Here is a 13,645-nt window from a genome sequence, read left to right as displayed (position 1 = left end):
TGGTAAAGGGTACATTATATGTTACTTGTATTATACACTTGAAAAGTAAACAGTTATTCATGGGTGACATATTAACTCACTGTTTGAATTGCTGAAATAATTCACAATGGTATTATTGCATGCTAATACTTGATAATTTAAGTTCATTAAACTTCAATCTTTTTATTGTTGTAAAATTTTAACTATTTTTTGACAAAAAATTAGTTACTTTTAATTTTTATAAAAACTTGCTACAAAGTGCTTCGGCCTTACTTTATTTTAGCTTATAGCTTCTATTAATCTTATCTGCTATTTAAAATAAATTTTATTCAAGCTAATTTTATTATAAATCTGATGTAGTCGAGTAATAATAATTGCAGAGGTAGTTTATTGTTTAATAATCGCTGTTTGTTTATTAAGGATATATCGATCATAATGATGATATTGCTAATGCTTTTTGAAAACCGGTACTTATCATTTTTAACCAATAATTGATGTTTATTTATTAAATACTTAGTAATTTACCTTCTTTAATCTTAATAAAAAATAATATTTTGTATTTATTACTGCATGAATAGAAATACACATATATATTAATGACTATAGCTTTTGCTAATTCTATACGAGCAGAAAGATTACGACGATTATAGTTGTAAGAGTAATTTACTTTTGAGATGAAGAAGCAATAACTATACGGTAAACATTATTGGCTAATAATAACTAGGTAATTTGAGTATAAATAAGATAGTTGTTATATTTTTATTAATATAGGAAAATCACTGGCTAAAGTGTCAAAGTCATACTTTATGTTTTTATAAAGCACTATACCATTATAATTTTGCTGCAATATAATTAGGTTAATATATCTTACTTTGACGTTATACAAAGTTAGAGGATCATAATTATTAAGGATAATGAATAGTAAGTATAAAATTCTAATAGAAATAACATTTTATGGTACTTTAATGCGTTATCCATAGATAAACAAACCACAGATGCAGTAGCTCTTTTTTTAAAAGCTACGAAAATGTACCACCTCTACTCCTACACTCTCAATATCTTGGGAGACATCTAATTTGGAAGCCGTAACCTTAGCTCTTTTCGCCCGTATATCAGTCAAGCATATCTTAGCCACTTGATTAGCTAAAGTCTCTACTAGCCTTATATGTCCGTGGTCAGCAAGCGAGCGAACTGATTTAACAATCTTTTCGTAGCAGTAAACTTTTGTATAATCATCGTTAAAACCGCCTTTAGGCTTGCTTACATCAACAGCAATATCCAGACGTACACGCTGGCGCACCCCCTGTTCATAAGTATGAATGCCGATCTGAAAATTAACTACTAACCCACTGATCTGTACTGTGTAAAGTGGTTCAATTATTTTATTTTGTTCCTTTGTAAGCGATTTTTCAGTTATAAAGGTCATTGTTTCTTTGGATGCTATCATCGTTATCTCGGTTAAGTTTATACCAAAATACATGATCGTAGTAATCTTATTATTGTGGTTGCTGCTAAGCTTAGCAATGCTAGCTGTTTTTAAGCATTTTTTTATTGTTGATGTCAGAATAAAAAATGAGAAGATAGATCCCGTGTATGCTGTAGGCAACTGTAGAGGCTTTATTGTATAATTTATAGGATAACTCGACTATCATATTTTATGCTTTTAAATAAATGATGCCACGCTAAGTAGCATATTTAGCAATTTTTAATTACAATAAAGATATAAACTTGCTAAAAGTTATATTTGAAGGATTTGCATTTTTTTTATTACTTAGATGATTCAATTTGAGATATAATAATTTGCTGGGATTAGTATTTGCATGAACGACCTTTTATACTTTTAAGTTGATGATTTGTGTATGTATATGAACTCATTATAATATGTAAAAACTTGTCGTTATAAATAGCAGTATTTCTTTTGAATTTATAGAGAAACAATGTTAAAAGATCGAATAGTTTTGTTAACTAAGCTCGTCCTTAGATAAGCGATATAGTTACTTACTTAAGTAGTAATTAATCAAAAATGATAGTTCTACTCAATGTACTAGATTAAGTAGAACCATTCGTAAAAATCAATTAAGAAATTTAATAAACACTCCAACGATATAGGGAATATCGGTTTGATCTACTAATTATTCAATTTCAACTCTTAAACAATTTACACAAAGATGAAAATTATTTTTATCGTATGACTTGATGGAATAAATGACTGATGTGTTAGATCAAATTTTTATCTTTGGGATATATTGATGGATATCAAGTGATTTATTAAAAATGAAGCATTACTTAGCAATATCCCGATCGATTGATACTTGTCGTTACCGCTTTAATCATTTGCTTTGTTTGTACTTAGTAAATTCAAATTATTTTATAGCGTTTTTAATAAAATTCTAGGTGTGTTTTTTTGTAATTAACCTAACATTATTCTGATTTTTATCAGAAAACTACTAATTTTTAGTTCAGCGAGTTTGCGATTTAGCTATAGATTACAGCACTAAGTTGTTATTAAATATGATTTCTTATAGGATTAACTAAAATATTAGTTGATATATTGCCGGTTATAATATCACTAATGTGATAGCAATTAACAAGAAGCCTTATCTTGTCTTAATAGATTTTTAACACCTGACTTTGCTTGTGGCCTCATGCTTCACTTAACTGTTAAGTAGATCTTTTCTTTGTCGTAACATAAATTTTTAGATAATTTTTTATTATTACGATGTTCACAATTTTTCTTGCCGTAATTAGTAAATTGTTTATAAAAATTATAGAATATGATTTTCCCTACTTTTCGATTAAATGCGAATGATGAATACTTGTTTTGGCAACTCGAATAAGTTATAAATTAGCTCCAATAAAATCATATTCTATTTTGTTCTTATTTAGATAGAGGCAATTATGTATTGCTAGTTTAGTTTTATACAGAGTTAGCAAGTTGATTGCGATCTATTATATAACTAGATGCACAACAGTATGTAGTTTAGTGTAAGTTAGCCAAACTAATATAGTTTAAAATTAAAATCCGCGATAGAGTATCTAACTATATTAAAAAATTAAATGTAAAATTACTGTAGGTCTGCAATAAGAATTTTACTCTGTAAGTGAGTTTATTTATTTAATAATATGTTAAATTGTTCAGCTTCTTCTATTTTTTAGCATATAAAAACAACGATTTAAGATATAACGGTTCTCCCCCATCTACCTGCCTGAATTATTTCGTCAATCTGTGATATTTTGATTAACTCATCAGCTTTTGGCTCAGCATCAAGCAAGGCCAGTGCTAGTATTAACCGAACCTGTAAATTGATGTTGCTGTATGCAGCGGCACTGGATGCTAGTCTTCTATTTCTTTCACTGCATTCCTGAGGACTTGCAAGTTAGTTTTCAGTTGGCGTATAGGCATTATACTTAAATGTAATTGATAGATTCAAAGAAAATCGTTTTTCTGCTCATTCACGCCACTGACTCCATAGACTAAATTGACGAGCAGCTAATTTTTTTTGGGTGGCTTTTGGGAAATATATTAAGTCAGAGAAGGCAAAGTTACTGATCTCATTACATATTCACGCTGAGGCGTTATCAAATTAGTAACAGTAACTGCAAAGCTCATCATAATCATAGATGGCAGGTCGATTTCATTGTGTTGTATATATCCCATTCGTGTTAGCTACGGCTTTAGCTATACTACGACTAGGAAAGCGTAACAATCTTTTTTTTAGGTGAACTAAGATTTAACTTATCTAGGTTTACTAGATAAGTATTGTTACTTTTTTTCATTCACGGTTACAGTTTTGCAAAAAGCTTCATTCTGGTCTTATCTGTTCTCTTTTTTTAATTTAAAATTTTTTATTAAAAAAAATGAAGCGTTTATATTTACTAGATATATCTGATATCTGTAATGTATGCAATATAAATTAACAACTATTAATTTTCTTAAATAATTTCTTACGTAAGAAGCTGTTTTAGTATTAAGTATTTTATGATTCGTATTTTTCTGCTTTACAATAGAGTAGCAATCGATTGACTGATAGCAACTATTAATTTTTGCCCTAAATGATGTAATTCATTCTCCAAATAATTTTGCCTATTATAAAACATTCTTTGTAGACTTATAAAATAGATTTAAAGCTTAACCGCTTCAGCTTCCGCTGAAAGAGCGTATTTTATGGATTGTAGTTATGCTCATCTTATTGTGCTGATTATCTGAGGAATTAAATTTTATTCAAGCAGCTGTTAGCTTTAAGAACATTTATAAATGTTCTTAAAGCTAACAGCTGCTTGAAGATTGACGTATAAGAATTTGCTAAGTTGCTGGATCATATATAACAATAGTACTATACTATAGTAATATGTATAATGTTTACGCATTATAGAAATCTTACCTAAATTATTATAATTGACGTTTGTTATTACAAGTTTTCTGCAACGTGAGCCTTATTCCAAGAAATATTAGCTAATTAATTTAAAAGTTTGATCATTGGCATTATTAAGAATGCATTGCAAATTTTAATAAATTGCTAAAACCAGAGTGTTTATCTCCTTAACAGGTAAAAGTTATTGATTTTTAGCAAAATACTTCCTGGTATACTACTCATTTTATGATATTATCAAACTTGTAGTCTAAACGAAGAAAACTATATTGCTAACGGATAATATTTAAGGGTGTAGTTTCTTTATCAAGATACATATTTGGATTTTGGCTTTTTGTTGCATAAAGGCATTTAATACATCAATGTGCTTCTGCATTCATAAGCAACGGCTATTGCTGCCTAATAGATGAGTAATAAGTATTGCTGGTAACCGAACAATATAAAGCGTGTCTCATTAGATATTTAATGTTACGGGCAATCGTTATACTATACAAATTTACCTGCAAAAATAGTAAATGCCTTATTCCCATTGTAATGGAGCTTTGTCTGTTTTGCTGTATGCTGTGTACATACATATACTTGCTAGTTTAGTAGGATATTAAACTAAGTCATATTTTAAAATAAATTAAGTTATTTTTCAGAAAATCTGTTACAAGCCATATAACCAAGTAATTAGATTAATTTATAACACTACTTAATGCAAATAAATAGGTTTTGCTATTTTGACATTATGATGGCAGCAAATAAGGATAATATAAAAATATGCCCTAGTTGAATTATTCGAAGAAAGTAGAACGCTATTAATTATTGATTGCAGTTAAATAATTAATTCAGAAAGTTATTTTGTTAGATGGTTGAATATGTTTTCTCCTATAGCAATAATATTTTATTCTTAAAGCGCATGTTATAGATATTAATTTTAACCAATCATACGTCAAAGTATCTCAAAGACTGTTATGTAAGTACTGAGATCATTCGTTTTATAACTGTGGTCAAAGCAGCACAAATAATAAAACAGCTAAATTATAGGTACTTAAAGGCTAATTTCTTTAGTAACGCTTAAAATAATAAGTTTTGAAGTACTATTAAAAAGGCTAGATTGATAGTCTATGGCATAGCAGGCAAGATAAGATATTATTAGACAGTCATAAAATCAGCCAATATGAATCGGATTGTATTATCGCCAGGAATAAAACGATGTTCTTCGCCAATCTCTTCGGAATGCTTTCTGCCGACATGGCGATCGATCTTGGCACAGCCAATACCTTGGTTTACGTCAAGGGTCGCGGCATTGTGCTTAACGAACCTTCAGTAGTCGCTATCGGTACCGTTCGTGGTAAGAAGCAGGTTTTAGCAGTTGGCGACGAGGCTAAACAAATGCTTGGACGTACTCCTGGAAATATTCAAGCAATTCGTCCTCTGCGAGATGGTGTTATAGCTGACTTTGAGGTCGCTGAAGAGATGATTAAGCATTTTATTCGTAAAGTTCATAATCGTCGCTCATTCGTAAGCCCCCAGATTATCATCTGCGTGCCTTCAGGATCAACTGCAGTAGAACGGAGGGCAATTCAGGAAAGTGCGGAAAGCGCTGGCGCTCGTCGAGTATTCCTTATTGAAGAGCCTATGGCTGCTGCAATAGGTGCTAATCTTCCAGTTACTGAACCAACAGGCTCTATGATTGTTGATATCGGTGGTGGGACTACAGAAGTAGCTGTGTTATCTTTAGGGGGTATTGTTTATTCTCGCTCTGTACGAGTTGGCGGCGACAAGATGGACGAAGCAATAATTGCCTATATTCGCCGTAATCATAATCTTTTGGTTGGTGAAAGTAGTGCTGAACGGATCAAAAAAGATGTTGGTTCGGCTTATTCACCAGAAAATGAAACATATAATGGATGGCAAATTAAAGGGCGTGATCTTTTGAATGGTGTTCCAAAGGAAATTATCATTGACCAGTCGCAAATCGCTGATAGCATGGCTGAGCCGGTGAGTCAAATAGTTGATGCTGTAAGGGTTGCTTTGGAACAAACACCACCGGAATTAGCGGCTGATATAGTTGACAAGGGGATTGTGTTAACAGGCGGAGGGGCATTACTTGCTAATATCGACTTTGTACTACGTCATGTGACCGGTTTACCTGTTATGATCGCTGATGATCCGCTCTCATGCGTTGCGCTTGGAACTGGGCGATGTTTAGAGGAAATGAAGATCCTTCAAAACGTGCTAATTGGTGCTTACTAGTGCTTTGCTGATCAGGTACGCTATAGCTTTCTTTTCATCTTATGAGGTGAATTGTAATCATGGCGAAGCGAGCAGAATCATTTAATAGCTTGGCAGAACCAATGCGCTCGCTGCGGAGGCATTTTTTCTTTGCGACACTACTAATTAGTAGTTCTATTCTTATAATCTTGAGTAAGTTGGATGTGTTTTTGGTAGAGCATGCCCGTATTTTAGTAATCGATGCGCTAACACCGGCTATAGAATTGACAACTAGACCAATTTCTTTGCTTAACAAATTAATCCAACAAATCCGAGATTTACACTATTTACAGGCTGAAAATTCTCGGCTTATTTTAGAAAATAAGCGATTATACCGTTGGCAGCAAGTAGTCCAGCTACTTGAAGCAGAAAATTTAGCACTGCGTTCTCTGACTAATTTTACACCCCCTAAAGATATTGAATTTGTTAGTGCTCGGGTCATTGGGGATAGTAGCGGTGTTTTTGTGCGTAACATTCTGATAACCGCTGGTAATAAAGACGGGCTTACCTTAGGCAATGCTGTAGTTAGTGGCGATGGTTTGGTAGGAGGTGTTATCGAAGTTGGTGAGGCATATAGTAGGGTATTGTTGATCACTGATCTTAATTCATATATCCCCATAAAGATTGATAGGACAAGAGATCCCGGTTTGCTAATTGGTAATAATACTCGTGCACCTCGTGTTGTCTATCTTCCTTTATATTCCCAAGTAGTCCTTGGCGATCGAATCATTACTTCTGGTCAAGGCGGTGTATTCCCATCGGGATTAGCAGTAGGTGTTGTAACGATGATCAATGATGGATTAATTTCTGTTACGCCATTTGTCGACTGGGAAAGACTAGAATACGTTAGTGTTTTGAAAACCGGTTACGATGGCATTGTACGCTCAAATATTGCTAAGTTATTGCCATCTATGATTAAAAGACCGAAAACTCTAACATGCTTTGCTAAATAAAGCAATGATGCGTCTTACATTAGCTAAATCATTTAGCATCTGGATACGAAGATCAATACCAATAGCTTTGGTTGCTATGCTAGCTGCACTGTCTGTAGTTTCGATCAAAATTCCTGGCTATGCTTCGATAGCTGCTGACTATACTTCAATGGCTGTTTTTTATTGGACGGTATTTTGTCCAGATCTTCAGCCAATTTCGCTTTTGTTTATAATCGGTTTGTTGCAAGACATCATATGCGGTAATCCTCTTGGTCTAACTGTTGTTAGTTTACTATTGCTTCATCGTTTAACTTTATCGCAGCAGCAGCTTTTAATTAAGAAGCCATTCCTATTTATCTGTTTTGCCTTCATGTTAATTCAACTACTTATCTCTATTTTGAGCTGGCTAATTATGTCACTATTGCATTTTTGTCTAATTTTGCCAGATCCAGCAGTATATCGCTATTTGATTACTGTATTTGGCTTTCCAATTATGATGCGGTTTCTTTTTTATGTTCGCTGTTACGTAATTGAATAAACAATCATGTTTAGGGTAAATGAACGCAACCTTCAAAAGGTATTCACCCGTCGAGCTTTTATATTAGCCTGCGGCAAGCTTGGCTTGATAAGCACTTTAGCTGCTCGTCTTTATTATCTTCAGGTAGTTGAAGGAGAGCGATATCAATTGCTATCACTTAACAACCAGTTTAACAGTGAAATTATATTGCCAGTTCGCGGACGAATTTTCGATCGTCATGGCGTGGCGCTTGCTGATAATCAACATATTTTTCAACTTGAAATTGTTCGTGAAAGAACTAAAGACGTATCTGCAACTTTATCTGCTTTGAGTTCTATTATTGATATAACAGAACGGGATATTAGGCGAATCCTTGAGGATGTGAAGTGTAATCATGCTTTTACGCCGGTAATTATCGCGAAGAATTTAACTCGTAAAGAAATTGATCGGGTAGCAGTTAATGCTCCGTATCTGCCAGGCGTATCTATTAATGTTAATTATTTACGATACTATCCTTTCGCAGATATTGCTGTTCATATTATAGGATATGTCTCCACTGTTTCAGAAGAAGAATTGACTGGTGATCCAGTACTAGGATTGCCAAACTTTCGTATCGGTAAGAGCGGTCTTGAAAAGATGCATGAGTCAGAGATACGTGGTACAGCTGGTCGGCGACAAGTGGAAGTTAATGCGCTTGGTAGAGTTATTCGCAAGTTACCAGTTGATGACGGTAAGGCAGGTTGCGATATTAAACTCACACTGGACATCAATTTGCAGCGATTTGCAGCCGAACGCTTGGCACGAGGTAATGCAAAATTGCTATTAATAAATGATCCTCGTGCTCAACGCGCATTGAAACAAGCTGAGCCAACGATTCGTGATTATTATATGGACCAGAAGACAGTTCTAGTGAGCTCTAATGGCAAGGCAGTAGAAGCAGAGAGTGGTGCGGTTGTAGTTATAGATGTACGTAACGGAGCATTGCTGGTGCTGGCATCGCTTCCTGGATATGATCCAAATCGCTTTAATTCTGGTTGGTCTCATAAAGAATGGAAAAAAATATCGAATAATCCTCGTGGGTTGCTTAACAATAAGGCAGTGTCTGGGCAGTATCCTCCAGGTTCTACTTTTAAAATGCTAGTTATGTTAGCTGCTTTAGAATCTGGTAAGGCAACAATGGATACAAAGTTTTATTGTCCAGGCTATTTATCACTTGGCAATAATCGATTTCATTGTTGGCTTCACTATGGCCATGGCTGGATTGACATGGAGCAATCTATTGCACAGAGTTGTGACGTTTATTATTATGATTTAGCTAATAAAATTGGTATTGATTGTATTGCAAATACTGCAAAAAGTTTTGGTTTAGGGAAAGTAACTGGATTAGATCTTCCTGGCGAAAGCGCAGGCTTAATTCCGACCCGCGACTGGAAACTCGCAACCACCGGGGAACCTTGGCATATAGGTGATACGTTAGTATCAGGAATCGGTCAAGGGTTTGATCTGGCTACACCACTACAACTTGCTTTGATGACAGCTAGGCTGGCTAACGGCGGTAAAGCTATTGTTCCTTATATAAAAATTTCTAGTATTGCGAATCGACCTATCGAAGATATGGGTATAAATCAAAATCACTTGAATCTGGTTTGCATGGCTATGTATCAGTCAATAAATAGTCCACTTGGAACTGGGCGTAAAATTAAGGGAGGTAAGAACGACATAAAGATAGCTGGCAAGACAGGTACTGCTCAGGTACGGCGCATCAGTATGCTCGAGCAGCAGTCGGCGAGCCATCATCATGAAAATAATAAGCCATGGCTTTATAGAGATCATTCTTTATTTGTTGGTTTTGTCCCTGTGAAGGCACCGCGTTATGCTATATCAGTTGTTGTTGAACATGGTACTGGTGGTTCATATGTTGCAGCTCCGATTGCTGCAGACGTATTACGCGAAGTAATGCGAGTTGATTGTGTAGACAGCGCGGATTAAAGAGTGTTTAACAGTGAGATGATTAACTAGATTTAGCTATATGGCTTATCATACTTTTTGATCTAATATTATGAATCAGTCTAATCTAACTATTTCCCGTAAGTTATTATCGCTGAATTGGTTTATAGTTTTTCTTGTTGCAGTGATTTCAGGGATTGGCTGCTTGATGTTATACTCGGCAGCTAACGGGTCTTGGTTTCCATGGGCTTATAGTCACGTTATTCGCTTTAGCATCGGAATGACTCTCATGTTATCGATTGCTGTAGTTGATATTAGATTTTGGATGAGAAACGCTTATCTGCTATATATGATCATTCTATTCTTTCTTCTTGTAGTGAGTCTCATGGGTGAGATTGCTATGGGAGCACAACGTTGGATTAAGTTTAGCTTATTTCATTTTCAACCTTCAGAATTCATGAAGATTTGTTTAATATTAGCATTATCAAGGTATTTCAATGGATTAACTTACGAGGAGATAGGTAAAAAACTGAAATTAATAATACCGTTACTTATGGTAGGTATTCCAGTTTTTCTCGTCTTAAAAGAGCCAGACCTTGGCACGGCACTAATAATGATTGCTGAGTCAGCGACGATTTTTTTTCTTGCAGGAGTACGCATCTGGAAGTTCTTTGTGTTGATCGTAACTGCTATGCTCAGCTTTCCGTTAAGCTGGCATTTTTTGCGCGAATACCAACAGAAACGTATATTAACTTTCTTAAATCCAGATAAGAATGAATCTAGCAGCGGTTATCATATTCTGCAATCCAAAATTGCTTTAGGCTCCGGCGGAATCTTCGGAAAGGGCTTTCTAAGGGGTAGTCAGAGCCATTTAAATTTTTTACCCGCAAAACAGACAGATTTTATTTTCACCATGCTAGCAGAAGAGTTTGGTATCTTTGGTGGCACTTGCTTAATTGGGCTTTACACACTAATACTAGCATATGGTTTTTTTGTTGCTATACGCTCATCTAGTCAGTTTGGTCGTTTGGTAGCGCTTGGCGTAACCACAACACTCTTTCTCTATTTGTTCATTAATATTGCTATGACAGTTGGGTTAATACCGGTAGTTGGCGTACCGCTACCAATGCTTAGTTATGGTGGTACAGCAATGCTAACGATAATGATTGGTCTGGGATTACTGCTTGGAGTATCTGTGCATCGCTGTGTGCGTATAAGCTCCTATTGGTATTAATATTTAATGTTCTTATTAATTTGCTATCCCAGTGCTAGACTGGTTATTTACCAAAATAACAAATTACTCTCTTGCGAGAGTAAATTAGCTGCTTAGCTTAACTACTTTTCTAAAGTAGCGTAAAACTCCATCATTAACAGATGGTCATATCATCGAATTATATAGCCATCAATAATGATTTTAGTCTAATTTATTATGGTTAATGCTGTATATTCTTTGTTAATTTTGAATGTTGTCAGTTTACGAGAACTTTTTCTGAAAAAACATTTTTGCTATGCTGTACAATTCCGCATTAGTATTTTAATGCAAATAATTTTAAAAATTTAGCAATTGGTTTAATTCATTAATATATTTTTAAGTATTTACCTTTAAAATGGAAGTTAAATCAACGATGCTTTTGCCATTAAGTGAGGGTTTAAACTAGAAAATACCGTAAAATTAAAATGCCCTCATGCTGTGATAGAATCGCTAGTCAAAACTTTATCGAGCAAATTAATTGTGTCTTTGATTCCATAAAGCAAAATAAATGAGCCTAAACGCGGACCGTCGGACTGACCGAGTAGAATTTCATATAGAGCTTTAAACCATTCTCGCAAATTATCAAATTTATGTCGTTTTCCGATTTCGTATATTTTGACTTGTAGATAATCTGCAGAAGCATCTGAATTAAGAGTCTTCAATACAATTTTCAGATCTTCTAGTGCCGCACGCTCTAATTTATTCGGAGTACGATATTTGTTATATGGACGCACAAAGTCTTGGTAATATCTTATCACATAGGTCAACATTCTATCTAGTAATGGATTTGCTTCTGGAGTTGCTCTTGGAGAGTATCGGTTAACATAGCTCCAAATTATTTTTTTGTTATCGGCCCGGCAAGCGTTTGCTAGGTTTATTAGCAGTGAGAAAGATAAGCCAGAGGATTCTGGATTAGGAGGCGTGCCGTTATGGATATGCCATACTGGATTCTCGATGCGCTTTTCAGTGCTTTCTTCTGAGAATTTGGATAGAAAAATTAAGTATTCATCAATAGTCTTTGGAATGACGTGAAAATGTATTCGTTTGGCTCGTTGAGGTTGTTTATACATAAATAGAGCAAGACTTTCTGGTGGACCATATTTTATCCACTGCTCTACAGATAAGCCATTGCCTTTGGATTTGGAAATTTTTTGGCCATTAGCATCTAGAAACAGTTCGTAATTGAAGCCAGCCGGTGCGGGATAGCCGAGGATTTTGACTATTTGGGAAGATAGTTTTACTGACTCGATTAGGTCCTTGCCAAACATCTCATAATCTACTCCTAGCGCAAACCAACGCATAGCCCAGTCGCACTTCCACTGCAGTTTACAGTTACCGTTGGTAATTGGAATAGTAATGCGCTTATGGGTGAAAGGATCGTGATAAGATATTGTTCCAGAGCTCACATCCCTATCGACAATAGGCACTTGAAGGACATGACCTGTACGAGAACAGATTGGTAAAAAAGGTGAATAAGTTGCTCTTCTCTCATGGCCTAGTGTAGGAAGTACGATATTCATAATTTCGTCGTATTTGCGCAGTATTTGTAATAAGGCATCATTAAACATACCTGAAGTGTAGCATTCAGTTGCTGAGTAGAAGTCATAATTGAATTCAAATCTATCTAAAAATTCTCTCAGACGAGAGTTGTTGTGATCTCCAAAGCTTTCGTGTGTACCAAAAGGATCGGGAACTTTTGTGAGTGGCTTGTTCAAGTGCTGAGCTACCATCTGTTGGTTCGGGATGTTAGTTGGAACCTTACGCATTCCATCCATATCGTCAGCAAAAGCGATAAGCTTAGTTGGTATATCACTCATCATTTCAAAGGCTTGACGTACCATGTTAGTGCGAGCAAACTCACCATAGGTACCGATATGTGGTAATCCAGATGGGCCGTAACCAGTTGATAGCAAGACATATCCCTTTTTAGGTGGCTCAGTGTTGTAACGCTTAATTATTTTGCGTGCTTCGACACATGGCCAAGTTTTAGCATTTATCGCAAAATTACATTTTATATTAATAGACATTAGATCTTTTTCTTAGAAGAGAGCACAAAAAACTTCTAGAAATTACGTACTACTACATTCTTTAAGTAATACAGAGATAGAAATATATCAATTAAAAAAACCTCCTTAAGCATTTAATATGCCATGATCCTGCTTACTCATGCGCCCGGATGGTTTTGTTATAAAACTGTTTCAACAAAAAAAAATAATCAGCCATTAAGATGCTGATTATTTTAGCATATGCAAGCTGATGTGATGATCATTTTGTTTTGTGATTATTAAATTGCGCTGTACTCCAACTGAGTATAAACTAACTATTTTCATATCAGATAGTGGTATATCCCCAAAAAGTTTGTTACAATAACTCAGATAATTGTCTAGCT

The 13,645-nt window shown here is 34.8% G+C and carries 9 protein-coding genes; 6 read left to right on the top strand and 3 right to left on the bottom strand.

Annotation, left to right across the window (positions count from 1 at the left end):
* Positions 1–991 precede the first annotated feature (991 nt).
* Positions 992–1,426 carry a dihydroneopterin aldolase gene (locus tag P856_RS03475; protein ID WP_227028663.1) on the bottom strand — a complete coding sequence of 145 codons (435 nt, stop codon included), beginning with the start codon at positions 1,424–1,426 and terminating at the stop codon, positions 992–994.
* Between the two features lie 1,787 nt (positions 1,427–3,213).
* Here P856_RS03475 and P856_RS04525 point away from each other — a divergent pair.
* Entirely contained in the window at positions 3,214–3,345 is a 132-nt protein-coding gene (locus P856_RS04525; protein WP_264357525.1) for a hypothetical protein, read from the top strand.
* 157 nt (positions 3,346–3,502) lie between these two features.
* Here P856_RS04525 and P856_RS04520 read toward each other — a convergent pair whose 3' ends face one another.
* Complete coding sequence (locus P856_RS04520) at positions 3,503–3,637, bottom strand: hypothetical protein (RefSeq protein ID WP_264357524.1); 135 nt, start codon at positions 3,635–3,637, stop codon at positions 3,503–3,505.
* Between the two features lie 1,909 nt (positions 3,638–5,546).
* On the opposite strand from P856_RS04520, the gene P856_RS03470 reads away from it, so the two are divergent.
* From P856_RS03470 to rodA, 5 genes are all read left to right on the top strand, one after another.
* Complete coding sequence (locus tag P856_RS03470; protein WP_025300782.1) at positions 5,547–6,590, top strand: rod shape-determining protein; 1,044 nt, start codon at positions 5,547–5,549, stop codon at positions 6,588–6,590.
* Positions 6,591–6,649: 59 nt separating this feature from the next.
* Positions 6,650–7,561 (top strand): rod shape-determining protein MreC, encoded by a 912-nt coding sequence (gene mreC / locus P856_RS03465; RefSeq protein ID WP_025300781.1) that lies wholly within the window; start codon positions 6,650–6,652, stop codon positions 7,559–7,561.
* 4 nt (positions 7,562–7,565) lie between these two features.
* Positions 7,566–8,078 carry a rod shape-determining protein MreD gene (gene mreD, locus P856_RS03460; protein WP_025300780.1) on the top strand — a complete coding sequence of 171 codons (513 nt, stop codon included), beginning with the start codon at positions 7,566–7,568 and terminating at the stop codon, positions 8,076–8,078.
* A gap of 6 nt (positions 8,079–8,084) precedes the next feature.
* Complete coding sequence (mrdA, locus tag P856_RS03455; protein ID WP_025300779.1) at positions 8,085–10,046, top strand: penicillin-binding protein 2; 1,962 nt, start codon at positions 8,085–8,087, stop codon at positions 10,044–10,046.
* 70 nt (positions 10,047–10,116) lie between these two features.
* Positions 10,117–11,238, top strand: coding sequence for a rod shape-determining protein RodA (gene rodA / locus P856_RS03450; protein ID WP_044214931.1), 1,122 nt, complete (start codon positions 10,117–10,119; stop codon positions 11,236–11,238).
* A gap of 449 nt (positions 11,239–11,687) precedes the next feature.
* Here rodA and P856_RS03445 read toward each other — a convergent pair whose 3' ends face one another.
* Positions 11,688–13,283 (bottom strand): lysine--tRNA ligase, encoded by a 1,596-nt coding sequence (locus tag P856_RS03445; protein ID WP_025300778.1) that lies wholly within the window; start codon positions 13,281–13,283, stop codon positions 11,688–11,690.
* Between the last annotated feature and the right edge of the window lie 362 nt (positions 13,284–13,645).

It is taken from the genome of Candidatus Endolissoclinum faulkneri L5, assembly GCF_000510265.1.
In the GTDB taxonomy this organism is placed as follows: domain Bacteria; phylum Pseudomonadota; class Alphaproteobacteria; order Thalassobaculales; family Thalassobaculaceae; genus Thalassobaculum; species Thalassobaculum faulkneri_A.
The sequence above is the reverse complement of the archived record's forward strand: the minus strand, read 5'-3'. Positions and strand labels throughout refer to the sequence as shown.

Coding starts and splice junctions, on each gene's coding strand:
- P856_RS04520 (WP_264357524.1), bottom strand. CDS start 3,637: ATGGGATATATACAACACAATGAAATCGACCTGCCATCTATGATTATG.
- P856_RS03470 (WP_025300782.1), top strand. CDS start 5,547: ATGTTCTTCGCCAATCTCTTCGGAATGCTTTCTGCCGACATGGCGATC.
- mreD (WP_025300780.1), top strand. CDS start 7,566: ATGATGCGTCTTACATTAGCTAAATCATTTAGCATCTGGATACGAAGA.
- mrdA (WP_025300779.1), top strand. CDS start 8,085: ATGTTTAGGGTAAATGAACGCAACCTTCAAAAGGTATTCACCCGTCGA.
- mreC (WP_025300781.1), top strand. CDS start 6,650: ATGGCGAAGCGAGCAGAATCATTTAATAGCTTGGCAGAACCAATGCGC.
- rodA (WP_044214931.1), top strand. CDS start 10,117: ATGAATCAGTCTAATCTAACTATTTCCCGTAAGTTATTATCGCTGAAT.
- P856_RS03445 (WP_025300778.1), bottom strand. CDS start 13,283: ATGTCTATTAATATAAAATGTAATTTTGCGATAAATGCTAAAACTTGG.
- P856_RS03475 (WP_227028663.1), bottom strand. CDS start 1,426: ATGATAGCATCCAAAGAAACAATGACCTTTATAACTGAAAAATCGCTT.